The organism is Streptomyces sp. AC602_WCS936, from assembly GCF_019049125.1.
Lineage (GTDB): Bacteria > Actinomycetota > Actinomycetes > Streptomycetales > Streptomycetaceae > Streptomyces.
Genome location: NZ_JAGMUF010000009.1, coordinates 61,731 through 86,578, shown reverse-complemented (window position 1 = coordinate 86,578; position 24,848 = coordinate 61,731). Strand labels below are relative to the sequence as shown.

Below are 24,848 nucleotides of genomic sequence, written 5' to 3'. Positions count from 1 at the left end.
GGGGTCACCGCCGATCATGCTCTGACCTGGGCAGATGCTATTTACCTGCCCGCAGGACCGACCTCGAGCTCGATCGTCGAGCCGTTCCTGGCCTCCTTGAGGATCTTGATCTTCGTGTTGGTGTCAGTGATCTTGACGCCGCCGGTCGGGTTCGACTCGTCGTAGTAGTCGTTCTTGCGGTCGTTGAAGACCGAGACGCCCTTCGAGCCCGGGAAGTACTTCGCGACGTCCGCCTTGTGCAGCGTCATGCCCTGCGTGCGGTAGCGGCTGAACGGCGAGTCGTACGACTGGACGCGGTTGCGCAGCAGCGTGCCGTCCTTCCACTTCATCGCGGTCGGGTGCGAGTCGACCGGCAGGACCAGGCCGGTGCCCGGGTGCTGGCTGGTGTTGTTGTCCGCCTGGGAGGTGTCCCACTTCCAGATCAGCAGGCCGTTCTGGTACGCGTAGTGCTCCACCCAGTTCGGGCGGTCCGTGAAGCCGAAGTTGTACGGGCCGGTCTTCAGCGTCTTGTCGTACGACACGTACTGCCGGTTCTCGGCGATGTAGTACTGCGCGTAGTCCTCGGTGAAGGAGGCGCCCTTGCGGGTGAAGCCGTCGGCCGTCCAGGCGGCGTCCGCGGTCTCGGCGTTGTCGGTGAACAGCGCCTCGCCGTCCGCGGTCACCTTGATCGAGTCGGCCGTGAAGCCCTTCTGGGCCACGCCGCCGTCGGTCTGGTAGCGGAAGCGCAGGTCGATCTTCTTGCCGGCGTAGGCGTCGAGGGAGAACGCGAACTTCGAGTAGGCGTCCAGCGTGCCGTGCAGGGCCGGCTTGTCGGCGGCGTCGCGCGGGATCGGCTGACCGTCCACCGTGCCGTCGATGGCGGTCCAGTTGGCGCCGCCGTCGGTGGACACCTCGGTGTAGAGGTAGTCGTAGTTGGCCTCGATGTCGTACCAGCCGTCGTAGGTCAGCTCGGCCTTCGACTTGCCGGTCAGGTCGACCGAACGGCTCAGCGTGTTGCTGAGGTTGTCACCGCTGCCGCTCCACCACTGGGTCTCGCCCTCGGCGGGCGGGACGATCTCGGTGGTGACGGCCTTCTTCGGCAGTTCGACGACCAGGGCCTGCTTGTGCTTGGTGTTGTACTCGGCCAGGCCCAGCTTGTGCCAGGAGTTGACGCCCGCCTTGGCGGTGTCGTAGTTCAGCCAGCCGAGCTGGAGCTTGTCCCAGGCGGTCATGTCGCCGGGCATGTTGCCGATCTCCTTGCGGCCGGTGCCGAGCCAGGAGCCGGACGACATCAGCGTCCAGAAGCCGGTGGAGTTCTCGCCGCCCGCGGTGTCGTAGTGGTCCGGCAGGCCGAGGTCGTGGCCGTACTCGTGGGCGTAGACGCCGAGTCCGCCGTTCTCCGGCTGGACGGTGTAGTCGCCGACCCAGATGCCGGTGGAGCCGATCTGCGCGCCGCCGAGCCTGTTCTGCTCGGGGCCGGTGGCGCCGGCGTCGGTGCCGAAGGCGTACCAGCGGTGGGCCCAGATCGCGTCGGTGCCCTGGGCGCCGCCGCCGGCGGACTCGTCCTCACCGGCGTGCACGATCTGGAAGTGGTCGATGTAGCCGTCGGGCTCGTTGAAGTCGCCGTCGCCGTCGAAGTCGTAGCGGTCCCACTCGTCGAAGCGGGCCACGTCGGCCTTGATCTGGGCGTCGGTGCGGCCGGCCGCCTTCTGCTGCTCGACCCAGGCGTTCAGGCCGTCGCTGACGACGTTCCACACGCTCGGGCAGTTGGTGTCGCCGCAGGCGTTGTTGCCGTAGCGGGCCTCGTTGTAGGGGACCTTGACCCAGTCGGAGACCTCGCCCTCGACCGAGTAGCGGCCGGAGGACTGCTTCTCGTAGTACGTCTTGACCGAGTTGACGCCCTTGCCGGAACCGAAGTACAGGTCCTGGTAGTGCTGCTGGTCGTAGTCCTCCTGCCAGGCCGTGGAGTTGTCGGTTCTCCGGTTGGGCTTGGCTATCTGGTTGTGCAGCGGGCCGGCCTCGCCGCCGTAGCGGCTGTCGATCTTGTCGCCGAACTCGACCAGGATGGTGAAGATCTTGTCGGTCTTCTCCCGGCCCAGCTCGACGTACTTGGCGTCGCCCTTCTTGCTCTTGAGCTGGACGACGTTGGAGCCGTCCTTCTTCTTCACCGAGGCCTTGCCGGAGATGACCTGCTTGAGGGCCTCCTCGCGCTGGGCCGCCTGAGTGTCGCTCATGGGGCCCTTGAGGTCATGCGAGTGCATGTCCTTCGCGGGGTGCGGGTCGTGGCGGTCCACGGCCTCCGGCTTGGCGGGCGCGTCCGCCTGCGCGACGCCCGCCGCGGAGAGCGTCGCGGTGGCGGCGGCGAGTGCGACGGCGGTCGCCGCCGTTCTGAACGTCCAGGATCTTCTGGTCACTTGATTTCCTCCCCCGCGTCCACGCGCGCGGATGGGAGGACAAGGACAGAGCGAGTCCGCGCACACGTGATCAACGCGTGTATTCAAGTGACGACATTTGACTAGAGGTTCACCGGAAAAGACAGACCTTGACTTGAGCAGAACAAGTGCACTATGCGGAGTCGGCGTTCGCTTTGCGGACGCGGTGCGGGACGCGGTACGGGACGGGCGGGACGTCCGGCGGGCGCGCGGTACCGTCCGCTTCCGGCGCACCATGAATCCGTGCGCCCCCCGTGCATCGGCCCCGTCGGTTAGGGCGGGCTTACCACTGTTTCCTCCCGGGCACACAGCGGGTTAGAGTCGCTTGGCGGAACGCCCGGAAGCCGGCGGAAAGCCAGGCCGACAGCCGGTCTCACCCCCAGATTGTCTTCCGAGGACACGATGGCCATGCCCCGTCCGACTGCCGCACAGTTCGCCTACGGTACGTGCACCGTGATCTTCTCGACGCTCGCCATGCTGCTGCTCTCACAGACGAGTTCGGGTCCCGGAGTCGCCGTCATCGCCGTCGCCGCCCTCGCCCTCGGGCTGCTGGTCGCCATGACGGTCCCCCAGCCCAGGACGACGCGCACGATGACCGTCGTACCGGCCTCGGGGCGCGCCGCGGACCGGGAGCCCGTGCGGGCGGCCCGCGTCTCCGCGGGAGCGGGAGAAGCGGCCCGCGACCGCGCCGCCTGACGTCGCTGCCTCCCGGGTGGGCGGCCCCGTCCGTCAGCGGGTGCTGACCACCACCGTCTTGGCCGCCTTGTCGTGCAGGCCCTGCTTGTAGGGCCGGTCGAAGAAGCTCCAGCCGCCCGCGATGATCGTCCAGACGCAGGCGCAGCAGAAGGCGAACGGGATCCACAGCACCAGCGCCCGGATCAGGGACGTCTGCACCGAGGGTGTGGCGCCGTTGTCCAGGTTGGCCACGCGCATGCCGAGCCACTTCTTGCCCAGGGTCTGGCCCGTCTTCGCGGTCATCCAGGTGTCGTAGGCGATGTAGAGCACGGCGGCGATCAGCGACTGCCCGAACGACTTGCCGACCGAGATGTCCTCGCCGTCCACCTGGTACTCCTGGACGTTGAACGCCCAGCTGAGCAGCCACACCACGATGCCGACGAGAATCATGTCGATGATCCTCGCGAGGACCCGTTTGCCGCTGTCGGCGAGCGGGGGCATGCCGGCGAGCGGGTCGGTGGGGTAGGAGCCGCCGCCGGGAGGTGGGGGACCGTAGGGGCCGCCGCCGCCCGGGGGTGGGGGCGCGCTGCCGCCGTACGGCGGGGGCTCGCCGGTACTGCCGTGCGGGTCGGACGGGGGGCGCTTCCTGAACGGGTCGTCTTCCGGCGGCTGCCGGCCGGAGCCGGGGGGCGGTTCGCTGCTCATGTCCCGAGTGGACCTCGGGCTCTATTACGGCGCATCCGGCGGGGGGCCGTCCAGGGGACGGAGGGTGCGGGGTCCGACGCGATCGGGGGTGGGGCTGCGGGGGCTTTGGCGGGTGCGGGTGCGTGGGGGGTTGCTCGCGCAGTTCCCCGCGCCCCTTGAGGGACGTGCACTGGACGCCCCTGAAAGGGGCGCGGGGAACTGCGCGACCAGCCCACCACTCACCCGCACCCGACCACGAAACCCCCCGTCAAGTCAGCCCGCGACAAACGTATTCGCCGCCTTGTCGTGCCAGCACTGGCGCCACGGGCGGTCGAACACGCACCACACGACGCCGACCAGCCCGATGGCCAGGAGGCCGGGGACGCTGTAGACCAGCCAGCGGCGCAGGGCCGCGCCGAGGGTCGGGGGCTCGTGGGCCTCGATGTCCCGTACCTCCAGGCCGAGCAGCTTCTTGCCCAGGGTCCGGCCCCACTTGGCGGTGGGCAGCGCCTCGTAGAGGCCGCCGAAGACCAGCAGGACGGCCAGCACGATGCCCAGGTACGTGGACGTCGTGCCGTCGAGCAGCCAGACCGTGACCGTCTCGCCCGAGAGCTTGGCCTCGTCGATCTTGCCGTTGACGTGGTCGACCGCCTTGAGGCCGAGCGGTACGGCGGCCACGGCGGTGACGGCGCCCAGGACGACGGTGTCGATCAGCCGGGCGGCCAGCCGCTTGCCGAGCCCGGCGGGGCGGGCGGCCGCCTGGCGCCGGGCGGCGGCCTGGAAGACGTCCTCCACCGGCGGCTTCCACGGCGCGACGGGCTGCTCGCCCTCGCCGGCGCCCGCGAGCCGGTGCACCTGCTGCGCCCAGGAGGCCTGACCGCCGCCGGGACCGGCCGCGACCGGGGCGGAGGCGGCGGGCTGCGGTTGTGAGGCGGGGGCCTGCTGCTGGGGCGAGGGGGCGGCCTGCTGGGGCGAGGGGGCGGCGGCCTGGTGCGGGACGGCCGGACCGGCCGTCTGCTGGGGGCCGGAGGGGGCCGTCGGCGCGGCGGCCCGGGCCGCGGCGGCCTTGCCGGCGGCGAAGCCCGGGCCGCCCGTGGCGCCGGCGCGCGGGGAGACCGCGCGGAAGGTCATCGTGCCCTCGTCGGCGGCGCCGTCCGAGGGCTGGGCACCCCGGGCCCCGGGCCCGGCCGTCGGGCGCCGGAAGACGAAGGTGTTGCCCGACTCGGCCTCCGCCTCACCGCGGTCGGACGCGGACCCCGCAGCGGCGACCGCGTCGGGAGCCGTACCCGAGCCCGTACCCGAGCCCGAGCCCGAGCCCGAGCCAGCATCCGAGCCCGAGCCCGTATTCGAGCCCCCAGCGGGACCGGCACCGGCGTCCTGGGCCCGGGGATCACGCGTGGGTCCCGTGCCCTGGGCGTGCGCGAGCCTCGGGTCCGTGGCCTGGGCCGGGCCCGGCCAGGCGACGGACGAGCCCTGCGCGCCCGCCGCACCGGAGCGGTCGGCGGCCCAGGACGCGGCCGGCTCCGGGCGGCTGCCGTGCTGCGACGCGTCGGCGGGCGGCGGCTCCTCGACCGGGTCCTCGTCGAAGAAGTGCGGGCCGGTCTCCTCCACGGAGGGCCGGGCGCCGGGCGGCGGCGCGAGCGGCTCGCCGTCCTTGGGGGCGGGCCGGCTGGTGCCCGGCACCCAGGAGGCGCCGTTCCAGTACCGGACATATCCAGGAATGGACGGGTCCGGGTAATACCCTTCGCGGGGCCTGTCGTCGCCGGGGGCCGGGGTTGGGGCGCTCATGTCCGTCGTCCCGTATCTGCTCGGGGGTTGGTTCGGGGGCTCAACATCTATCAGACGGGCGCAATCCGCACCGCCGGTCCCGCCGGACCCACCCCTTTCCGGGCAACCTCGTGCATGGACCTTCACACCCGGGACAGAGGGGAGGAAAAAAGTTCCGCGAACCCGCGTAACGCTCACGGCCCTCGTCGCTCTCACTCGTGCGGGCCCGTTCCAGGCGGCCCGTGCGGACCCGTACGAGATACGAGAGAGGACCACACGCCATGCACCCCAACCACCCCACCGTCGTGGAACGCGAGCTGGAACTGCGGCTCATCCTGTCGCCCGAGCACGCCGTCCCGGTGCCGGCACGGCTCGTCTACCACTCCGACGACCCGTACGCCGTGCACGTCACCTTCCACATCAACTCCGGGTACCCCGTGCACTGGACGTTCGCCCGGGACCTGCTCGTGGAAGGGGTGTTCCGGCCGTGCGGGCACGGGGACGTGCGGGTGTGGCCGTCGAAGGCGGACGGCCGCAGCGTCGTGCTGATGGCGCTGAGCAGCCCCGACGGGGACGCCCTGCTGGAGGCGCCGTCGGCTCAGGTGTCGGCGTGGCTGGAGCGGACGCTGCGGGCGGTGCCGCCGGGGGCGGAGGCCGGGCAGCTCGGCCTCGACGACGGGCTGGCCGAGCTGCTGGCCCGGTGAACGGCGGGCGTCAGAAGAGCTTGCCCGGGTTGAGGATGCCCAGCGGGTCGAAGACCTGCTTGACGGCCCGCTGCATCTCCAGCCCCACCGGGCCGATCTCGCGCGCCAGCCACTCCTTCTTCAGTACGCCCACGCCGTGTTCGCCCGTGATGGTGCCGCCGAGCTCCAGGCCGAGGCCCATGATCTCGTCGAAGGACTCGCGGGCCCGGCGGGACTCGTCGGGGTCCGCCGCGTCGAAGCAGACCGTGGGATGGGTGTTGCCGTCGCCCGCGTGGGCGCAGACCCCGATGGTCAGGTCGTACTTCGCGGCGATGCGCTCGATGCCCTCCAGCATGTCGCCGAGCCTCGACCGGGGCACGCACACGTCGTCGATCATCGTGGTGCCCTTGACCGCTTCGAGGGCGGTGAGGGAGAGGCGGCGGGCCTGGAGGAGGAGCTCCGACTCGGCGGCGTCGTCGGCGGGGACCACCTGCGTGGCGCCGGCGGCCTCGCACAGGGCTCCCACGGCGGCGAGGTCGGCGGCCGGGTCGTTGGTGTCGAAGGCGGCGAGGAGCAGGGCCTCGGTGGTCTCCGGGAGGCCCATGTGGGCGAGGTCGTTGACCGCCTTGACGGTCGTACGGTCCATCAGTTCGAGGAGGGACGGCACGTGTCCGCCCTCCATGATCCGGCAGATCGCGTCGCAGGCGGCGGAGGCGGAGGAGAACTCGGCGGCCAGCACCAGCTGCTCGGGCGGCTGGGGGCGCAGGGCGAGCACCGCCCGTACGACGATGCCGAGCGAGCCCTCGGAGCCGACGAAGAGACGGGTGAGGTCGTACCCGGCGACGCCCTTGGCGGTGCGGCGGCCGGTGGACATCAGGCGGCCGTCGGCGAGGACGACGTCCAGGCCGAGGACGTACTCGGCGGTCACCCCGTACTTGACGCAGCACAGGCCGCCGGAGGCGGTGCCGATGTTGCCGCCGATGGTGCACATCTCCCAGCTGGAGGGGTCGGGAGGGTAGTACAGGCCGTGTTCGTTCACCGCGCGGGAGAGCGTGGCGTTGACGACGCCCGGTTCGACGACGGCGACGCGGTCGACGGGGTTGATCTCCAGGATGCGGTCCATCCTGGTCAGCGAGAGGACCACGCAGCCGTCGGTGGCGTTGGCGCCGCCGGACAGGCCGGTGCGGGCGCCCTGCGGGACGACGGGGACGCGCAGCTCGGTGGCGGTGCGCATGACGTGCTGGACGTCCTCCACGGTGCGCGCCAGGACGACCGCGGCGGGGGCGCCGGCCGGGCAGAAGCTCGCCATGTCGTTGGCGTAGGAGGCCGTGATGTCGGGGTCGGTGAGGACGGACTCGGCGGGGAGGCCGGCGAGCAGCCGCTCGACGAGGGGGCTGTCGGCCGCCGGGGCCGCGCCGGGCTCGCGGGATGCGTCGTCTTCGTCGCGAGGCGCTTCGATACGGCTCATGATCACAGGTTCGCACCCGGGGCCATCGGTGTGAACCCCGTCGACGGCACCCGGCGCAAGCCGCGGTGTGCTTGTCGTACGGGCGCACAGTAGGCGCCATGGAGATCGAACGCGGGTGGCGTTCCCGCCGCCGGAGCCGGGTCCTGATCGCCTCCGTCGCCGGGGCCGCCGTGCTCGGCGGGGTGCTGGTGCTGCTGCCGTGGGACGGGGGCGACGCACCCCCGCCCGCACCGGGGCCGGCCGCGCTGGCGCGCGGTGCGGTGACCACGGGGGTGCCGGCCGCGCTGGGGGACCTGGCGGTGCTGATCGGCGACCGCGAGCGGCATCTGCGGGCGCAGCCGCTGGACGGGGCGTCGTGGGCGGTGCTGGGCGCCGCCTACGTCGAGCAGGGGCGGCGTACGGCGGACTTTGCGAACTGGGCGAAGGCCGAGAAGGCGCTGCGTACGTCCCTGAAGGTCGGGGCGGAGCGCAATCCGCAGGCGCTGGAGGGGCTGGCGGCGCTGGCGGTGGCGCGGCGGGACTTCCCGGCGGCGAAGAAGTGGGGCGAGAGCGCGGTGAAGGCGGCGCCGAAGCGGTGGACGGCGCACGCGGTGCTGATCGACGCGTACACCGGGCTCGGCGACGACAAGGGCGTGGGGCGGGCCCTGGAGAAGCTGAAGAAGCTGCGGCCGGACGCGCCGGCGACGGGGGCGCGGGCGGCGGCGGTCTACCGGGACCGGGGCTGGCGGGAGGACGCGCAGGCCCGGATCTCCGACGCGGCGGCGGCCGCGGAGGCGCCGGCCGAGCGGGCGGCGTATCTGGAGCAGGCCGGCCGGCTGGCGTTCGAGCGCGGGGACCGCCGGGAGGCGCTGCGGTTCTTCCAGGAGGCGCTGCGCACCGATCCGGACCAGCGGGCGGCGCAGGCCGGGCAGGGGCGGGCGCTGGCGGCGCTGGGCCGGACGACGGACGCGCTGTCGGCGTACCAGGCGGCGCTGGCCAAGCGGCCGGACGCGGAGTACGCGCTGGAGCTGGGCGAGCTGTACGAGTCGCTGGGGCTCGGGCAGGCCGCGCGGGTGCAGTACGACCTGCTGCGGGAGCGGGTGCGGGGCGCGGAGGCGGCCGGGGCGGACGAGCGGCTGGTGCTCGGCCGGTTCGAGGCGGACCACGGGGACCCGGCCCGGGCTGTGCGGCTGCTGCGTCAGGAGTGGGGGCGGCAGCCGGGGATCGCGGTGGCCGACGCGCTGGGCTGGGCGCTGCACCGCACCGGTGAGCACGAGGAGGCGCTGGAGTTCGCGACGATCGCGACCGACGGCGACAAGGGCGGCGGGGTGCGCAGTGCGCTGTACGTCTTCCACCGGGGGGTGATCGAGCGGGAGCTGGAGCGGTACGGGCCCGCGCGGCGGCATCTGCGGGAGGCGCTGATGATCAACCCGTACTTCTCGCCGCTGCGGGTGCCCGAGGCGAAGCGGGCGCTGGCGGCGCTGGGCGAGCCCTCCGTGGAGGACCCGCCCACGTAGCCGCCGCCTGGCCGTCAGAGGTTGCCGCGCTTCTCCTGCTCGCGCTCGATCGCCTCGAACAGGGCCTTGAAGTTGCCCTTGCCGAAGCCCATGGAGCCGTGCCGCTCGATCATCTCGAAGAAGACGGTCGGGCGGTCCTGGACCGGCTTGGTGAAGATCTGCAGCAGGTAGCCGTCCTCGTCGCGGTCGACGAGGATCTTCAGCTCGCGCAGCGTCTCGACGGGGACGCGGGTCTCGCCGGCCCACTCGCCGAGCGTGTCGTAGTACGAGTCGGGCGTGTCCAGGAACTGGACGCCGTTCGCCTTCATGGTGCGGACGGTCTGCACGATGTCGTTGGTGTTCAGCGCGATGTGCTGGACGCCGGCGCCGCCGTAGAACTCCAGGTACTCGTCGATCTGGGACTTCTTCTTGGCGACGGCGGGCTCGTTGATCGGGAACTTCACCTTGAGGGTGCCGTCCGCCACGACCTTCGACATCAGCGCGCTGTACTCGGTGGCGATGTCGTCGCCCACGAACTCCTTCATGTTCGTGAAGCCCATGACCTTGTTGTAGAAGCCGACCCACTCGTTCATGCGGCCCAGCTCGACGTTGCCGACGCAGTGGTCCACGGCCTGGAAGGTGCGCTGCGCGGGCGGCTCGACCATCGGCTCGGCGGCGGCGTAGCCGGGCAGGTAGGGGCCGTCGTAGCCGGTGCGCTCGACCAGGGTGTGGCGGGTCTCGCCGTAGGTGGCGATGGCGGCGAGGACGACGGTGCCGTGCTCGTCCTTGACCTCGTACGGCTCCGCGATCGAGCGGGCGCCGTGCTCGACGGCGTAGGCGTGGGCGGCACGCGCGTCCGGGACCTCGATGGCGAGGTCGACGACGCCGTCGCCGTGCTCGGCCACGTGCTGGGTGAGGAAGGCGCCCCACTCGGTGGACGGCTTGATCACCGAGGTGAACACGAAACGGGCGGAACCGTTCTCCAGGACGTAGCTCGCGGTCTCGCGGCTGCCGTTCTCCGGTCCGGAGTACGCGACCAGCTTCATGCCGAAGGCGGTGGAGTAGTAGTGCGCGGCCTGCTTGGCGTTGCCCACGGCGAAGACGACCGCGTCCATTCCCTTGACCGGGAAGGGGTCGGCCTGCCGGGCGGTGTCGGGAGTGTGGTGTGTGGTCTGCGTCATAGCCGCAGGGTCTCCCGCGTCTGCAAGGTGCGCAATAGTTTGCGCGTTCACTGGGCAACCTGCCCAGTGACACGGCGGTCGCGGCGGGCGATCTGTACAGGATGACCAGCCTGAAGGGGTGCGGGATGGGCATAGACCGGCTGGACGGGCGGATCATCGGGCTGCTGGCCCGCGAGCCGCGGATCGGGGTGCTGGAGATGTCCCGGCGGCTGGGGGTGGCACGCGGCACCGTGCAGGCGCGGATGGACCGGCTTCAGTCGAACGGAGTCATCCGCGGATTCGGTCCCGAGGTGGACCCGGCGGCGCTCGGCTACCCGGTGACCGCGTTCGCGACGCTGGAGATCCGGCAGGGCCAAGGGGCCGACGTACGGGCGCACTTGGCGACCGTGCCCGAGGTGCTGGAGCTGCACACCACGACCGGCACCGGGGACATGCTGTGCCGGCTGGTGGCCCGCTCGAACGCCGATCTCCAGCGGGTGATCGACCGGGTTGTCGGTTTTGATGGCATCGTCCGGGCCGCCACGGCGATCGTGATGGAGAACCCCGTTCCGCTGCGGATCATCCCGCTGGTGGAGCAGGCGGCCCAGGACAGCGGCAGACGCGACTGAGACCGGTCCGACGTTCCCGGAGGTGAGCGGACGTGAACTTCTGGGAGTTCCTGGGCAGCCGCCACCAGCAACTGCTCGCCGACGCCTACCAGCACGCCAGCGCCGTCTTCCAGTGCATGGTCGTGGCGACCCTGATCGGCGTGCTGATCGGCGTCCTCACGTACCGCAGCGACTGGGCGGGGAACCTGGCGACGCTGGGCACGTCGACCATCCTGACCATCCCGTCGCTGGCCATGATCGGTCTGCTCATCCCGATCGTGGGCCTCGGTGTGCCGCCGACGGTGACGGCGCTGACGCTGTACGGGCTGCTGCCGATCGTGCGGAACTCGATCGTCGGCCTGCGCGGCGTCGACCCGGCGCTGGTGGACGCGGCCAAGGGCATCGGCATGTCGCGGGCGGCCCGGCTGCTGCGGGTGGAGCTGCCGCTGGCCTGGCCGCCGATCCTCACCGGCATCCGGGTCTCCACGCAGATGCTGATGGGCATCGCCGCCATCGCCGCCTACGCCTCCGGGCCGGGGCTCGGTAACGAGATCTTCCGCGGGATCGCCTCGCTGGGCAGCAAGAACGCGCTCAACCTGGTGCTCGCGGGCACGCTCGGGATCATCATCCTGGCGCTGCTGTTCGACGCCGCGTACGTCCTGCTGGGACGGCTGACCATCCCGAGGGGGATCCGTGTCTGAGAACGGCCGGGCCGAAGCCACCGGGGCGACCATCGAGCTGGAGGCCCTCACCAAGCGCTACCCCGGCATTCCGCAGCCGGCCGTCGAGAACGTGTCGATGCAGATCCAGGCGGGCGAGACGGTCATCTTCGTCGGCCCCTCGGGCTGCGGGAAGTCCACCACCCTGAAGATGATCAACCGGCTGATCGAGCCCAGCGGCGGCCGCATCCGCATCAACGGCGAGGACGTCACCGACATCGACCCGGTGAAGCTGCGCCGCAAGGTCGGCTACGCGATCCAGTCCTCCGGCCTCTTCCCGCACATGACCGTCGCCCAGAACATCGCCCTCGTACCGAAGATGATCGGCTGGTCGAAGTCCCGCATCCGGTCCCGGGTGGAGGAGATGCTCGACCTGGTCGGTCTGGACGCCGGGGAGTTCCACGGCCGGTATCCGCGTCAGCTGTCCGGCGGGCAGCAGCAGCGGGTGGGCGTGGCGCGGGCGCTGGCCGCCGATCCGCCGGTGCTGCTGATGGACGAGCCGTTCGGCGCGGTCGACCCGATCACGCGGGACCACCTCCAGGACGAGCTGATCCGGCTCCAGCACGAGCTGCACAAGACGATCGTCTTCGTCACCCACGACTTCGACGAAGCGATCAAGCTGGGCGACCGGATCGCGGTGCTGCGCGAACGCTCCCACATCGCGCAGTTCGACACCCCCGAGGCCATCCTCACCAACCCGGCGGACGACTTCGTCTCCGGCTTCGTGGGCGCCGGGGCGGCGCTGAAGCGGCTGAACCTGACGCGCGTACGGGACGTGGGCATCACGGACTACCCGACGGTGACCGTGGAGGACCCGCTCCAGCACATCTTCAACGCGCTGCGGGCGGCCGGCACCAACGAGATCCTGCTCCTCGACCGGCGCCGCCGCCCGTACAAGTGGCTCCGGCGCGGAGACCTGATGCGGGCCAAGGGCTCGCTGGCGCGGGCCGGGACGCTGGTCCACGACACGGTGACCCGGGACGCGACCCTGCGGGACGCGCTGGAGGCGGTGCTCACCGACAACACGGGGCGGGTGGCGGTCACCGGGCGGCGCGGCGAGTACGAGGGCGTCGTCGACATGGAGACGCTGCTGAACTCCGTGCACGAGCTGCTGGAGGCCGACCGGCTGGACGCGCTGGAGCACCAGCACGACCTGGAGGAGACCCGGGCCGGGCAGACCCACGCGGAGCAGGAGGGCTTCGGGAGCGCCGGAGGTTTCGGAGGCTTCGGAGGGGAGGCGAAGGCGTGAGTACTTCCGGTCGGCGGCCGGAGACCGACGAACCGGCCTACGAGGACGAGGACCGGGACGAGTTCGAGCACGAGCCGCCTCCCCCGTCCCCGGCGGCGACCAGGCGGCGGGTCGGCTGGCGGAAGCTGACCTTCCTGCCCGCGCTCCTGGTGGCCGTGCTGCTGGCGACCTGGCTGTGGTTCCGGCAGGCCGACCTGGACGCGCTCAGCCGCAACGCGCTCTCCGACGGCCAGGTCACCAAGGCGCTGTGGCAGCACGTGCAGCTCACGGTGATCTCGACCTTCTTCGTGCTGATCATCGCCATCCCGCTGGGCATCCTGCTCACCCGCCGGATGTTCCGGAAGGCGACCCCGGTGGCGATGGTTTTCGCCAACATGGGCCAGGCGACCCCGGCGATCGGTCTGCTGGCGCTGCTGGTGATCTGGCTGGGCATCGGCCGCCGCGCCGCGCTGATCGGCATCATCATCTACGCCGTCCTGCCAGTGCTCTCCAACACCATCGCGGGCCTGAAGGCCAACGACCCGACCCTGCTGGAGGCCGCCCGCGGCATCGGCATGTCCCCGCTGGGCGTGCTGACCCGGGTGGAGCTGCCGCTGGCCGTCCCGCTGATCCTGGCCGGCGTGCGCACCGCCCTCGTCCTCAACGTCGGCACGGCGACGCTGGCCGTCTTCGGCGGGGGCGGAGGCCTGGGCGTGCTGATCACCACGGGGATCACCAGCCAGCGGATGCCGGTCCTGGTGCTCGGCTCGATCCTCACCGTGGCCCTCGCGCTGCTGGTGGACTGGCTGGCCTCGCTCGCCGAAATGCTGCTGCGGCCCCGGGGCCTGGAGGTGCGGACATGAGCGTGCGACCCGGTGCCGGAGGCGGGCGACGCCGTACGTGGCTGCTGACGGCGGCGCTGCTGGTGGCGGCCTCCGGCTGCGGGCTCACCAGCGGCTCCCCGATGGTCGACGACGTGGAGCCCGGCACGATCGGGAAGGGGCGGCCGCTGGAGGGCGCCGACCTGACCGTGGTGTCCAAGCAGTTCACCGAGCAGCTCGTGCTCGGCGCGATCATGGGCATCGCCTTCCAGGCGGCGGGCGCGGAGGTCCTGGACCGCACCGGCATCCAGGGCTCCGTGGGCACCCGGGCGGCGGTGGAGAACGGCGACGCGGACGCCACGTACGAGTACACGGGCACCGCCTGGATCACGTACCTGGGGCACAGCGAGCCCATCCCCGACCCGCGCGAGCAGTGGGAGGCGGTGCGCCAGGAGGACCTGAAGAACGGGCTGACCTGGCTGCCGCCGGCCGAGCTGAACAACACCTACGCGCTGGCCATGAACCAGGCCAACTACAAGAAGTACCGCACGAACACGCTCTCCGAGGTGGCCCAGCTGTCGAAGACCGACCCGGGCGCGGTGACGCTGTGCGTGGAGGTCGAGTTCGCCAACCGCGCGGACGGGCTGCCGGGCATGGAGAAGGCGTACGGGATGGACATCCCGGCCGGGAACGTCACGGAGATGGACACCGGGATCATCTACACCCAGACCGCCGACGGCGCCTGCACCTACGGCGAGGTGTACACCACCGACGGGCGGATCAAGTCGATGAACCTGGTGGTGATGGAGGACGACAAGAAGTTCTTCCCGAACTACAACGCCGCCCCGATGGTCCGCACCGACACCCTGAAGAAGTGGCCGGCGATCGCGTCGGTGCTCGCGCCGGTGACCGAGGCGCTGAACAACGACGTCGCGCGGGACCTGAACGCGAGGGTCGACGTGGACGGGGAGGACCCGCACCAGGTGGCGCTGGACTGGATGACCGAGAAGGGCTTCGTGAAGGAGGGCTGACCGGCTCCTCGGCGAACGCCTCTCAGCAGGCGGGGACCTCGCCCTTGCCCGTGCGCAGGGCCTCGAGCGCGTCGACCGCGCCGTCGAGGGTGGTGACGGGGATCAGCCGGAGCCCCTTCGGCAGCTCCGCCTGCGCGTCCGAGCACTCCGCCTTCGGTACGAGGAAGACGGTGGCGCCGTCGCGCCGGGCGGCCTGCGTCTTCAGCGGTACGCCGCCCACCGGGCCGACCTTGCCGCCGGTGGTGATGGTGCCGGTGCCGGCGACGACCTTGCCGCCGGTGAGGTCGCCGGCGCGCAGCTTGTCGATGATGCCGAGGGAGAAGAGCAGGCCGGCGCTGGGGCCGCCGACGTCCTCCAGGCGCAGGTCGACGTCGATGTCCGCGGGGTCGAGGTTCAGGTGGTCCAGGGCGGCCGTGGTCGCCGTGTCCTGGGACTCCCGCATCTGCTCCTCGTTGTACTGCTCGATCTCCTGGACGTCGTCGCCGCTCGGGTAGACCGCGTCGCGGGGCATCACGGCCCGGTCGGTGTCGAACCAGCCGCCGATCACGTCGCCGAGGTGGACACTCGCGTCCGGGCCGGTCGCCTCGATCGTCGTCATCCGCAGCTGGCCGCTCGTCCCGTGCGTCGGCGCGCCCTTGATCGTGATCACCGGCTCGCCCCGGTTCTCACCGAGCACGTCGGCCGTCAGCCCCGGCTGCGCCACGGAGAAGGGCAGCGGCGCGAGGGCGGCGGTGGCGAGCAGCGCCACGACGGGCAGAGCGCAGACGGCGAGGGTCTGGGGGCGCGTGAGACGAGAGAGCACGGGGTCAATCTAACGCGAGGGCGCTGCCGCGCAGGGTGGCGGGCGGCCGTCGCCCCCCCCAGCTGCGGGCAGTCGTGCCGCTGGGGCGGCACGGGTGGGCGCAGCGGCACCTCGGCAGCGCCGAGCCGCGCGACCCACCCCCGGCCGGCACCTACGCGGCTGCCCAACCAAGGGACGTCACCGCAAGGCCTCCGCCACCTCCCGCGCCGCGTCCATCACCCGCGTCCCCACCCGCTCCGGCACCACCTCCGACAGCATCACCACGCCCACGCTGCCCTCCACCCCCGTCACCCCGAGCAGCGGCGCGGCCGCCCCGCAGGCGCCGGCCTCCAGCTCCCCGTGGGTGAGGGCGTAGCCGCGCCACTCCCCCTCCTCCTCGGCGGGCTGCACCTGCTGCCGCGCCGACAGGATCGCCTTCCCCGCGGCCCCCCGCTCCAGCGGATGACGGAACCCGGCCCGGTAGGCCACGTGGTAGTCCGTCCAGGTCGGCTCGACGACGGCCACGGCCAGCGCCTCCGCCCCGTCCACCAGCGTCAGATGGGCCGTCGCCCCGATGTCCTCGGCCAGCGATCGCAGCGCCGGCATCGCCGCCTCGCGCACCAGTGGGTGCACCTGGCGGCCGAGCCCCAGCACACCGAGACCGACCCGGGCGCGTCCGCCCAGGTCACGGCGTACGAGTGCGTGCTGCTCCAGCGTGGCGAGCAACCGGTACACGACAGTCCGGTTCACGCCCAGTTTGTGGGACAGCTCTGTGACGGTCAGCCCGTGGTCTGTATCGGCCAGCAGCTTGAGGACCCGCAGTCCCCGGTCGAGCGTCTGAGAGGTCTCCGCGGTCACGACGCCCACTCCTTAGTGGTGAGGTCGGCGGCCCCCTCGCTGCGGATGCGTCACCGAGTCCCGTCAGTGACGCGCTTCAGAGGCCGCCGATCGGCTGACGGCCCGGCCCTGTGCCCGGCACAGTCGCTTCACGGCTGCGCTCCGCGGCGGCGCTGCCACGGGGCGTGTGCGTAGCGGGACAGTAGCGACCAGGTCCGCTCAGCGGAAGGCTCCGTCCAGAATCCGGGCGGAGACCGGCGCGAACTGACTGTGTTTGTCCCGGTACGTACAGCGCACGCAGAGCGCCTCCCGGGCCCCGCCCGTCACTTCATGCGGGTGGCCCACTCCTGCACCTTGGCGATGCGCTGGCGCAACTGCCCGGCGGTGGCCTCGGCGCTGGCCGGGCCGCCGCACACGCGGCGCAGCTCGGTGTGGATCACGCCGTGGGGCTTGCCGCTCTGGTGGACGTAGGCGCCGACCATGGTGTTGAGCTGCTTGCGCAGCTCCATCAGTTCCTTGTGGGAGACGACCGGCCGCCGTTCGGCGGGCAGTTCGAGCAGGTCGGCCTCGTCGTCGGGCTTCTTGCGGCTGTGCGCGATCTGCCGGGCCTGCCGCTTCTGGAGCAGCAACTGCACCTGGTCGGGCTCCAGCAGCCCCGGAATGCCGAGGTAGTCCTGCTCCTCCTCGCTGCCCGGGTGGGCCTGCATGCCGAACTCGGCACCGTTGTACATGACCCGGTCGAAGGTGGCCTCGGACTCCAGCGCCTCGAAGGAGAACTGCTCCTGCTCACCGGTGTCCTCGTCCTGCTCCCGGTTCGCCTCGTCCATCTCCTTCTCGGACTCGGCGTACGGGTCCTCCTCGCCCTCCTTCTTGGGCTTGTCGAGGACGTGGTCGCGCTCGCGCTCCATCTCGTTGGCGAAGGTGAGCAGGTCGGGCACGGTCGGCAGGAAGACGGAGGCGGTCTCGCCGCGGCGGCGGGACCGTACGAAGCGGCCGACGGCCTGGGCGAAGAAGAGAGGCGTGGAGATGGTGGTCGCGTAGACGCCGACCGCCAGGCGCGGCACGTCGACGCCCTCGGACACCATGCGGACGGCGACCATCCAGCGGTCGGTGCTCTGGCTGAACGTGTCGATGTTCTTCGAGGCGCCCACGTCGTCGGAGAGGACGACGGTGGCCTTGCTGCCGGTGATTTCACGGATCAGCTTGGCGTAGGCGCGGGCGGAGTCCTGGTCGGCGGCGATGACGAGGGCGCCGGCGTCCGGGATGGCCTTCCTGACCTCGGTCAGCCGCTGGTCGGCGGCGCGCAGCACGGCCGGCATCCATTCGCCGCGCGGGTCGAGCGCGGTGCGCCAGGCCTGGCTGACGGCGTCCTTGGTCATGGGCTCGCCGAGCCGGGCGGCGATCTCGTCGCCCGCCTTCGTGCGCCAGCGCATGTTGCCGCTGTAGCTCATGAAGATCACGGGGCGGACGACGCCGTCGGCGAGCGCGGAGCCGTAGCCGTAGGTGTAGTCGGCGGCGGAGCGGCGGATGCCGTCGTTGCCCTCCTCGTACGCGACGAAGGGGATGGGGTTGGTGTCGGAGCGGAAGGGCGTTCCGGTGAGCGCGAGGCGGCGGGTGGCCGGTTCGAAGGCTTCCAGGCAGGCCTCGCCCCAGGACTTGGAGTCACCGGCGTGGTGGATCTCGTCCAGGATCACGAGGGTCTTGCGCTGTTCGGAGCGGTTGCGGTGCAGCATCGGGCGCACGCCGACGCCGGCGTAAGTGATGGCGATGCCGTGGTACTCGCGGCTGAGCGGGCCCGCGCTGTACTCCGGGTCGAGCTTGATCCCTATGCGGGCCGCGGCCTCCGCCCACTGCTTCTTCAGGTGCTCGGTGGGCGCGACGACCGTCACCTGCTGCACGACGTGGTGGTGCAGCAGCCAGGACGCCAGCGTCAGCGCGAACGTCGTCTTGCCGGCGCCGGGGGTGGCGACCGCGAGGAAGTCCCGGGGCTGCTCCTGGAGGTACTTCTCCATCGCCCCCTGCTGCCAGGCCCGCAGCTTGCTGGCGGTGCCCCACGGGGCACGGCCGGGGAAGGCCGGGGAGAGGTGGTGCGAGGTGCTGGAGCTGGCGGTGGTAGTCACGGTCTCCGAAGGGGGTAGAACGGCTCGGCCACGTATGACAACCGGGCCACCCTACCGGCGCCCCGGGGCGAGCGGCGTCCGCGGCGGGGCGGGTCACCCCCGGGTGGGACGGACGTCACAGCCGCCCCGTGCGCCCCGGGGCCGGCGCGGGCTCACCGCTCCCGCAGCCTGGTCGCCACCCACGCCCCCGCCAGCGCCACGCCCGCCATCGGGCCAGAGTAAGGGCCGAAGTGGGCTTTGCCCCCTGTCGGGAGGCGGCACGGGACCGGGACCTTGGTCGTACGACCGCCGTCGTTACGCCTCCACCGCGCCCGCGCGGCGCAGCAGCCACAGCGTGAAGACGAGCGTCGAGACGTCCGGGGTGAGCGGGCGCAGGCTCGTGTCGGACGGGTGCCAGGTCAGGACCGTGCCGGTCGGGCCGTCCACGACCACGTCGCTGCCGTCGGGCAGCCGGCCCAGCCGGACGAGATGGCCGGCCGCCTCCCCGAGGGTCCCGTCGCCGTAGTGCTCCGCCAGGGTCGGCAGCGGTATCCCGTCGTCGTCCGCCGCGAGCGGGAACGCGTCCTCCGGCAGGCCCGTCTCGCTCAGGAAGCGGCGGGTGGGCTCGTGGGTGAGGGCCGGCGGGAAGTCGATGTCCTCGTACCGGGCCACGCGGTCCCGGCCGAACTCGCCGGTCAGCAGGCGGTAGGACAGGTCCAGGGCGAGACCGGAGACCGTACGGCGCCCCGCGGACACGAGCAGGCAGCCGATCACCGCCGCCGACGTCCAGAACAGCGGCACGCGCGCGGGTGTCCGCGTCGCCGTGTCCGTGGTGACCTCGTGCATCTTCTCCCCCGAGTGTGCGTGAGCGCGCTCCGTGCGGTGGGAGCGTCAGCCGTCCCCACCGCTTCGCAGCCTAGGGGGCACCACTGACAACGGCCCGGCACAGCGGACGCGCCCGTCCCTTGTACAGACGCGTCCCGCGCCCCGCGCGTTGCCTCACGTGCGCGGGCGGCTCAGTTTCCCGTCACCACCGCGGACTGCGGCCGGATCGGGAGTCGGTTGACCGGGCGGCCCGTGGCCGCGCGTACCGCGGAGGCGACGGCCGCCGGGGAGGCGACCACCGGAACCGCGCTGACGGCCTTCGCGCCGAAGGGGGCGACCACGTCGCGCTCCTCGACGAGCTTCACGATCCGGATGTCGGGGGTGTCGAGCGCCGTCGGGAGGGCGTAGCCGGTGAGGTCGGGGTGGCGGATCAGGCCGCGGGGCGTACGGAGGTTCTCGGTGAGCGCGATGCCGACGCCCTGGGTGACGCCCGCCTCGATCCGGGCGGTGAGCTGGGCCGGGTTCAGGACCCGGCCGACGTCCTGGGCGACGGCCAGCTCCACGACGCGCACCGAGCCGATCTCGATGTCGACGTCGACCACCGCGCGGATCGCGCAGAAGGACATGCCGACGAAGGCGTCGCCCTGGCCGGTCTCGTCCAGGGGCTCGGTCGGGTGCGGGCGGCACTGGGCGGTGGCCCACAGCTCCTTGCCCTCCAGCGTCTCGGCGACGGTGGTCGACAGCACGCCGTCGTACGACGTGATCTTGCCGTCGGCGATCTGGAGCAGTTCGGTGGACATGCCGAACTGGTGGGCCAGGGGCTGGAGGAGCTGGGTGCGGACCATCTTGGCCGCCCGTTCCACCGCGCCGCCCGACACCCAGGTGTGGCGTCCGCGGCAGCCCGCGCCGGCCGGGGGCTGGTCGGTGTCCACGGGCGCCACGTGCACCTCGTCGACGCCCAGCGTCTCCTGCACGATCTGCCGGGCGAGCGTGGTGAAGCCCTGGCCGGTCTCGACGGCCGCGCACAGCACCGTCGCCACGCCGTCCTGGACCTTGACGGTGGCCGTGGAGACCTCGTCCGCGCCCTCCGCGCCGAGCATGTGCACCATGCCGATGCCGTAGCCGACGCCCCGGCGCACCGCGCCCGGTTCGCCCGCGCCCTCGGGGCCGCCGGGCAGCAGCCACTCGTCCTCGGGCGTGTCCTTGGGCAGGGCGGGGAGCGGGAAGTCGCGGACCGCCTGGAGGAGTTCGGCGACGGGAGCGGGGCAGGTGACCGTTTGGCCGGTGGGCAGGACGTCGCCGGTGGCCAGGACGTTGCGCAGGCGCACCTCGGCGGGGTCCAGGCCGAGCTTCTTGGCGACCTTGTCCATCTGCGCCTCGTACGCGGCGCACACCTGCATGGCGCCCTCGCCCCGCACGTGGCCGGAGGGCGGGTTGTTGGTGCGTACCGCCCAGCCCTCGATGAAGGCGTTGGGGACGACGTACGGACCGCAGGCGAAGGCCACCGCGGCGGCCAGGGCGTCCGAGGACGTGTCGGCGTAGGCGCCCGCGTCGAGCAGGATCTGGGCCTCGACCTTGACGACCCGGCCCTCGGCGTCCGCGTGGTGGCGGTAGCGCAGGAGGGTGGGGTGGCGGTGGACGTGGCCGAGGAAGGACTCCTCGCGCGAGGCGGTCAGTTTCACCGGGCAGCCGGTCTTCAGGGCCAGCAGGCCCAGCGGCAGCTGGAAGCCCTGGTCCTCGCGGTCGGCGGTGGCGCCGGGCACCCCGGTAACGACGATCTTCACCTGTTCGGCGGGCAGGCCGTAGCAGGAGGCGGCCGTGTCGCGGTCGCCGTGCGGGTCGGTGGAGGCCAGGTACAGCTCCACGCCGCCGTCCGGACGCGGTACGGCCAGGCCGGCCTCGGCCCCTATGGGCGCCGGGTCCTGGCGGCCGATGCGGTACAGGCCCTCCACGACGACCTCGCCGGCCGCCTCCGGGTCGCCGTGCCGCAGCGGGATGTGCCGGATCAGGTTGCCGTCGGGGTGCAGGGGCTCGGCCTCGAAGGCCTGTTCCGGGTCGGTGACCGGGTCGAGCACCTCGTACTCGACGATGACGGCGGCGGCGGCCATCCGCGCGGTGTCCGGGTGGTCGGCGGCGACGGCGGCGATGGGCTCGCCGTGGTGGCGTACGACCTCGGAGGCGAACACCGGGCGGTCGGCCCGGGAGCCGCGTCCGTGCAGCGGGTCGCCGGGCACGTCCTCGTGCGTGACGACCGCCCGTACGCCGGGCATCTCGCGCGCGTGGGTGGTGTCGATGGACACGATGCGCGCGTGCGCGTGCGGGGAGCGCAGTACGGCCGCCCACAGCAGGCCCTCGGCCCACAGGTCGGCGGCGTACGGGAAGGTGCCCTCCGTCTTGGCGCGGGCGTCGGCGGGCGGCAGGGAGGCGCCGATGCCGTGCGGGATCGGCTCGGGGGCGGGGGCCGTCTCCGTGGGTCCCGCGGCCTCCGCAGTCGCGGCGTCGTTGCTCACGCGTGGCCTCCGTCCTGGCCGTGGGGCTGGTCACCGTAGGGCTGGTCGTGCGGCTCGAAGGCCGATGGGTTGACACCGCCCGCGCCCGGGCCCGCCTGGTGCGGGATGCGGGGCTCGTCGGCGTCCGTCTCGGGCGCCTCGGCGGCGGCGTGCGCCTCGCGTTCGGCGACGACCTCCTTGACCGCCTCCAGGACACCCCGGTAGCCGGAGCAGCGGCACAGGTTGCCGCAGAGCGCCTGCCGGGCCTCCAGCTCGGTCGGCGCCGGGTTGCCCTCCAGGAGGTTGTGCACGGTCATCGCCATGCCGGGCACGCAGAAACCGCACTGCACGGCGCCGCGGCGGGCGAGCGCCCGCTGCACGTCGGAGGGCCTGCCGTCGGCGGCCAGGCCCTCGACCGTGCGCACCTCGCTGCCGGCCGCGGTCACGGCCGGTACCAGGCAGGAGGCGACCAGCCGTCCGTCGACCTGCACGTTGCAGGCGCCGCACTCGCCCTGCGAGCAGCCGTCCTTGGCGCCCGCGAGGCCGAGCCGCTCGCGCAGCACGTACAGCAGCGACTCGCCGATCCAGGCGTCGGTGACGGGCCGGTCGGCGCCGTTGACGCGCAGGACGTAGGAGGCGAGGGGGTGTTCCTCGTTCGGGCCGGAAGGGCTGGAAGGGCTGGACGGGCTGGACGGGCCCGGCTCACCCGGCTGACCGCCGGGGCCCTGCTCGGCCGTGCCGGTCGCGTCGGCCGGAGCGGTCGGGTCCGTGTCCGCGTCGGACGGGTCGGACGGGTCGGACGGGTCGTCGCCGGGGCGCGCCTCGGGTGCCGCGTCGGGCACAGCCTCGTGACCGGGGCGACGGGCGTCCGCGGATTCCCGCGATGATTCCTGTGCCTCGGCGGCTTCCGGTGCACCAGCGGCTTCGGGTGCCCGAGCGGGATCGGCCTCCCGCCCTGCTTCCGCACCGTCCCCGAGGGGGAGGTCCCGCTCCGGCCCGGAGACCGGGGACCGCTCCTCCTCGGGAGCGCCGGGTGCGGGGGCCGTCGCGGGCTCCGCGGGCTCCTCAGCGGCTTCCCGCACCGGTTCCGGGCCGGGACCGTCGGCAGTGCCCGCCGGGCCCTCTGCGGGGCCCTCAGAGGCCTCACCGGCCGCCTGTGGCTCGCCGGGCCGCTCGAACTCCCCGTGTTCCTGGAACTCGCCGTGCTCCCGGAGCTCGCCGTGTTCCCGGAACTCGCCGTGCTCCCGGAAGCCGTCGTGCTCCTGCGGGTCGGGACCCCGGAAGTCGTGCGACCGGTACTCGCCGGTCGCCGCCGCGTCGTTCACCGTCCCGCGTGCCGCGGGCGCTCCCGCGTACGGGTCGGCGCCGGCGACGGGCGGAGCCGCCTCGGCCGGCCGCTCCTCGGTGCCCGGCGCGGGCGTGACCGCGCGGTCGCCCCACGGCTGCCCGGCCGGCTGGGTCGCCCAGGGCGCGGGAGCCCCGCCGGGCAGGGTGGCCGGTGCGGTGCCGCCCCACTGCTCGGCGAGGGACGACTGGGTGAACTCGCCCGATTCGTCCGGCAGGTCGCCGCCGGCGACGGGAATGGACCACTGGCCGGTCACGTCCTGGCCGGGCGCGGTACCGGACGCACCGGACTCGGGCGCCGCGCTCTCCGCCGTCCCCGCTCCGGTGCCGGTCGCGGCCTCCGAGAAGTCCCACTGGCCGGTGGCCTGGGGCCGGTAGGCGAACCGGTCGCCCTGCCCGGCGTCGGCGTCGTACGGTTCCGCCCCGCCGTAGGGGTCCTGCCGCGCGTACTCGCCGTACCCCTGCCCGTGCGGGTCCGCGGGCTCCTGACCGGCGTCCGGGGCGTGCCACTGGGTGCCGTCCACAGGTGCCGCAGGCATCGCCCAGGTGCCGGTGGCCGCCGGGTCGGTGCCGGCGGTGGTGGCGGGCGCCACCGTGATCTGCGGCGGCACGTAGCCGTGCCCGGGCGCGGCGAGCGGGCTGTCGGCGGAGGCCAGGAGCGCGTCCACACCGCCCTCCGGGAGTTTCACGAAGGCGGTGGCGCCGTCGTCGTAGTCGCCCTGGGGCAGCGGGTCCCAGCGGCCGCCGCTCGGCGGCGTGCCCCCTCCGTGCTGATCGCCGTGCTGGTCGTCGGTCACGACAGCGCCCTCCCCAGTGCTCGTCGGGCCAGCGCGGCGACGGTGCGCCGCAGGTGCAGTACGGCGGGCGGCAGCTGCGGTACGGAGCCGTCCTCCGCCGGGGCCGCGTCGGGGATGCAGGCGGCGGCGACGTACTCGCCGAAGGCGTGCAGTGCCTCCGGGACGATCGCGCGGCCGTTGTCCCAGTCGATGAGCGAGGCCACCCACTGCTCGGCCTCCAGGGGCCGCAGCGGCATCGGCGCGATGGCGCCGACGGCGCACCGCACCCCGCGCCGGGCGGGGTCGAGGACCAGCGCGACGGAGGCCGTCGCGCGGCCCGGACCGGTGCGGCCGGTCGCCTTCAGGAAGACCTGCGGGGCGTGCAGCAGCGGCACGCGCACGTAGCCGATGAGCTCGCCCGCGCGGAGCATCTCCATGCCGGCCAGCAGGTGGGAGACCGGCATCTCCCGGCGGGCTCCGTCCGGGCCCGCGATGATCAGCGTCGCCTCCAGGGCGGCCAGCACCGGCAGCGCGTCCCCGGTGGGGGCGGCGGAGGCGATGTTGCCGCCGAGGGTGCCGGCGTTGCGGATCTGCGGCGGCCCGGCGGCGCGCGCGGCGGCGGCGAGCGCCGGGATGAGCGCGGCGAAGTCGGGGCGGCCCATGCGGGCGTGCGTGAGTCCCGTGCCGAGCAGGGCGTGTCCGTCCTGGTACTGCCAGCCGCGGATCTCGCTGATCCGGCCGAGGCCCACCAGCGCGGCGGGCCTGAGCTGGCCGGAGTTGACGGCGGCCATCAGGTCGGTGCCGCCCGCGACCGGCACGGCGGCGGGTATGGCGGCCAGCGCCGCCACGGCCTCGTCCAGTGTTGTGGGCAGCGTGACGGCCTGCGCCGCCTGCGGTGCGTGCGTGGTCAAACCGACTGCCCCTTCCCGCTGTCCCACCTGGTCCCGCCCATGTGGCCGTACCGTAC

At 72.8% G+C, this 24,848-nt stretch carries 20 protein-coding genes; 8 read left to right on the top strand and 12 right to left on the bottom strand.

From position 1 onward, the window contains the following. Positions 1–41: 41 nt before the first annotated feature. Positions 42–2,393: an immune inhibitor A domain-containing protein gene (locus KUM03_RS05200; RefSeq protein WP_217245805.1), complete on the bottom strand. Its 2,352-nt coding sequence runs from the start codon at positions 2,391–2,393 to the stop codon at positions 42–44. A gap of 420 nt (positions 2,394–2,813) precedes the next feature. Here KUM03_RS05200 and KUM03_RS05195 point away from each other — a divergent pair, with 420 nt between their 5' ends. After that, positions 2,814–3,107, top strand: coding sequence for a hypothetical protein (locus tag KUM03_RS05195; protein ID WP_374225263.1), 294 nt, complete (start codon positions 2,814–2,816; stop codon positions 3,105–3,107). Between the two features lie 33 nt (positions 3,108–3,140). On the opposite strand, the gene KUM03_RS05190 is transcribed toward KUM03_RS05195, so the two are convergent. Continuing rightward, on the bottom strand, positions 3,141–3,791 hold the full coding sequence (locus KUM03_RS05190; protein WP_217245803.1) for an RDD family protein: 651 nt from the start codon (positions 3,789–3,791) through the stop codon (positions 3,141–3,143). A 252-nt stretch (positions 3,792–4,043) separates the two neighbouring features. Then, a complete protein-coding gene (locus KUM03_RS05185; protein ID WP_217245802.1) occupies positions 4,044–5,558 on the bottom strand; it encodes an RDD family protein in 1,515 nt (504 codons plus the stop codon). Between the two features lie 260 nt (positions 5,559–5,818). Between KUM03_RS05185 and KUM03_RS05180 the strand changes: the two genes are divergently transcribed. Next, a complete protein-coding gene (locus KUM03_RS05180) occupies positions 5,819–6,241 on the top strand; it encodes an SsgA family sporulation/cell division regulator (protein ID WP_217245801.1) in 423 nt (140 codons plus the stop codon). A 10-nt stretch (positions 6,242–6,251) separates the two neighbouring features. Here the strand turns inward: KUM03_RS05180 and KUM03_RS05175 are convergent, their stop codons facing one another. Next, positions 6,252–7,694 (bottom strand): FAD-binding oxidoreductase, encoded by a 1,443-nt coding sequence (locus tag KUM03_RS05175; protein WP_374225262.1) that lies wholly within the window; start codon positions 7,692–7,694, stop codon positions 6,252–6,254. Positions 7,695–7,786: 92 nt separating this feature from the next. On the opposite strand from KUM03_RS05175, the gene KUM03_RS05170 reads away from it, so the two are divergent. Beyond that, the gene (locus KUM03_RS05170) at positions 7,787–9,184 is read left to right on the top strand and encodes a lipopolysaccharide assembly protein LapB (protein WP_217245799.1); all 1,398 of its coding nucleotides are present in this window, start codon (positions 7,787–7,789) and stop codon (positions 9,182–9,184) included. Between the two features lie 14 nt (positions 9,185–9,198). Here KUM03_RS05170 and hppD read toward each other — a convergent pair whose 3' ends face one another. Next, entirely contained in the window at positions 9,199–10,344 is a 1,146-nt protein-coding gene (hppD, locus tag KUM03_RS05165; protein WP_073723623.1) for a 4-hydroxyphenylpyruvate dioxygenase, read from the bottom strand. A 125-nt stretch (positions 10,345–10,469) separates the two neighbouring features. Between hppD and KUM03_RS05160 the strand changes: the two genes are divergently transcribed. From KUM03_RS05160 to KUM03_RS05140, 5 genes are read left to right on the top strand one after another with little or no spacing between them, the layout of a single operon-like run. Continuing rightward, the gene (locus KUM03_RS05160; RefSeq protein WP_217245819.1) at positions 10,470–10,952 is read left to right on the top strand and encodes an Lrp/AsnC family transcriptional regulator; all 483 of its coding nucleotides are present in this window, start codon (positions 10,470–10,472) and stop codon (positions 10,950–10,952) included. A 32-nt stretch (positions 10,953–10,984) separates the two neighbouring features. Then, on the top strand, positions 10,985–11,632 hold the full coding sequence (locus tag KUM03_RS05155; RefSeq protein WP_073723627.1) for an ABC transporter permease: 648 nt from the start codon (positions 10,985–10,987) through the stop codon (positions 11,630–11,632). After that, the gene (locus KUM03_RS05150) at positions 11,625–12,899 is read left to right on the top strand and encodes a betaine/proline/choline family ABC transporter ATP-binding protein (RefSeq protein WP_217245798.1); all 1,275 of its coding nucleotides are present in this window, start codon (positions 11,625–11,627) and stop codon (positions 12,897–12,899) included. The genes KUM03_RS05155 and KUM03_RS05150 overlap by 8 nt, the downstream gene beginning before the upstream one ends. Further along, positions 12,896–13,741: an ABC transporter permease gene (locus KUM03_RS05145; RefSeq protein ID WP_217245797.1), complete on the top strand. Its 846-nt coding sequence runs from the start codon at positions 12,896–12,898 to the stop codon at positions 13,739–13,741. Before KUM03_RS05150 ends, KUM03_RS05145 begins: the two co-directional genes overlap by 4 nt. Continuing rightward, entirely contained in the window at positions 13,738–14,730 is a 993-nt protein-coding gene (locus KUM03_RS05140) for a glycine betaine ABC transporter substrate-binding protein (RefSeq protein ID WP_217245796.1), read from the top strand. The genes KUM03_RS05145 and KUM03_RS05140 overlap by 4 nt, the downstream gene beginning before the upstream one ends. A 22-nt stretch (positions 14,731–14,752) precedes the next feature. Here the strand turns inward: KUM03_RS05140 and KUM03_RS05135 are convergent, their stop codons facing one another. From KUM03_RS05135 to KUM03_RS05105, 7 genes are all read right to left on the bottom strand, one after another. Next, on the bottom strand, positions 14,753–15,532 hold the full coding sequence (locus KUM03_RS05135; protein WP_217245795.1) for a S16 family serine protease: 780 nt from the start codon (positions 15,530–15,532) through the stop codon (positions 14,753–14,755). Between the two features lie 177 nt (positions 15,533–15,709). Beyond that, positions 15,710–16,369 (bottom strand): IclR family transcriptional regulator, encoded by a 660-nt coding sequence (locus KUM03_RS05130; protein ID WP_217245794.1) that lies wholly within the window; start codon positions 16,367–16,369, stop codon positions 15,710–15,712. A 302-nt stretch (positions 16,370–16,671) separates the two neighbouring features. Further along, positions 16,672–18,468, bottom strand: coding sequence for a DEAD/DEAH box helicase (locus KUM03_RS05125; protein ID WP_217245793.1), 1,797 nt, complete (start codon positions 18,466–18,468; stop codon positions 16,672–16,674). A gap of 294 nt (positions 18,469–18,762) precedes the next feature. Then, positions 18,763–19,293, bottom strand: a complete 531-nt coding sequence (locus tag KUM03_RS05120) for an SUKH-4 family immunity protein (RefSeq protein ID WP_217245792.1) — start codon at positions 19,291–19,293, stop codon at positions 18,763–18,765. Between the two features lie 170 nt (positions 19,294–19,463). Further along, on the bottom strand, positions 19,464–21,782 hold the full coding sequence (locus tag KUM03_RS05115) for a molybdopterin cofactor-binding domain-containing protein (protein ID WP_217245791.1): 2,319 nt from the start codon (positions 21,780–21,782) through the stop codon (positions 19,464–19,466). Further along, positions 21,779–23,902: a 2Fe-2S iron-sulfur cluster-binding protein gene (locus KUM03_RS05110; RefSeq protein WP_217245790.1), complete on the bottom strand. Its 2,124-nt coding sequence runs from the start codon at positions 23,900–23,902 to the stop codon at positions 21,779–21,781. Before KUM03_RS05110 ends, KUM03_RS05115 begins: the two co-directional genes overlap by 4 nt. Next, a complete protein-coding gene (locus tag KUM03_RS05105) occupies positions 23,899–24,792 on the bottom strand; it encodes a xanthine dehydrogenase family protein subunit M (RefSeq protein WP_217245789.1) in 894 nt (297 codons plus the stop codon). Before KUM03_RS05105 ends, KUM03_RS05110 begins: the two co-directional genes overlap by 4 nt. Positions 24,793–24,848 lie beyond the last annotated feature (56 nt).

What these genes read in the sequence shown, in the direction of transcription:
- KUM03_RS05190 (WP_217245803.1), bottom strand. Translation starts at nt 3,791, where the DNA reads ATGAGCAGCGAACCGCCCCCCGGCTCCGGCCGGCAGCCGCCGGAAGAC.
- KUM03_RS05195 (WP_374225263.1), top strand. Translation starts at nt 2,814, where the DNA reads ATGGCCATGCCCCGTCCGACTGCCGCACAGTTCGCCTACGGTACGTGC.
- KUM03_RS05170 (WP_217245799.1), top strand. Translation starts at nt 7,787, where the DNA reads ATGGAGATCGAACGCGGGTGGCGTTCCCGCCGCCGGAGCCGGGTCCTG.
- KUM03_RS05160 (WP_217245819.1), top strand. Translation starts at nt 10,470, where the DNA reads ATGGGCATAGACCGGCTGGACGGGCGGATCATCGGGCTGCTGGCCCGC.
- hppD (WP_073723623.1), bottom strand. Translation starts at nt 10,344, where the DNA reads ATGACGCAGACCACACACCACACTCCCGACACCGCCCGGCAGGCCGAC.
- KUM03_RS05180 (WP_217245801.1), top strand. Translation starts at nt 5,819, where the DNA reads ATGCACCCCAACCACCCCACCGTCGTGGAACGCGAGCTGGAACTGCGG.
- KUM03_RS05140 (WP_217245796.1), top strand. Translation starts at nt 13,738, where the DNA reads ATGAGCGTGCGACCCGGTGCCGGAGGCGGGCGACGCCGTACGTGGCTG.
- KUM03_RS05185 (WP_217245802.1), bottom strand. Translation starts at nt 5,558, where the DNA reads ATGAGCGCCCCAACCCCGGCCCCCGGCGACGACAGGCCCCGCGAAGGG.
- KUM03_RS05120 (WP_217245792.1), bottom strand. Translation starts at nt 19,293, where the DNA reads ATGCACGAGGTCACCACGGACACGGCGACGCGGACACCCGCGCGCGTG.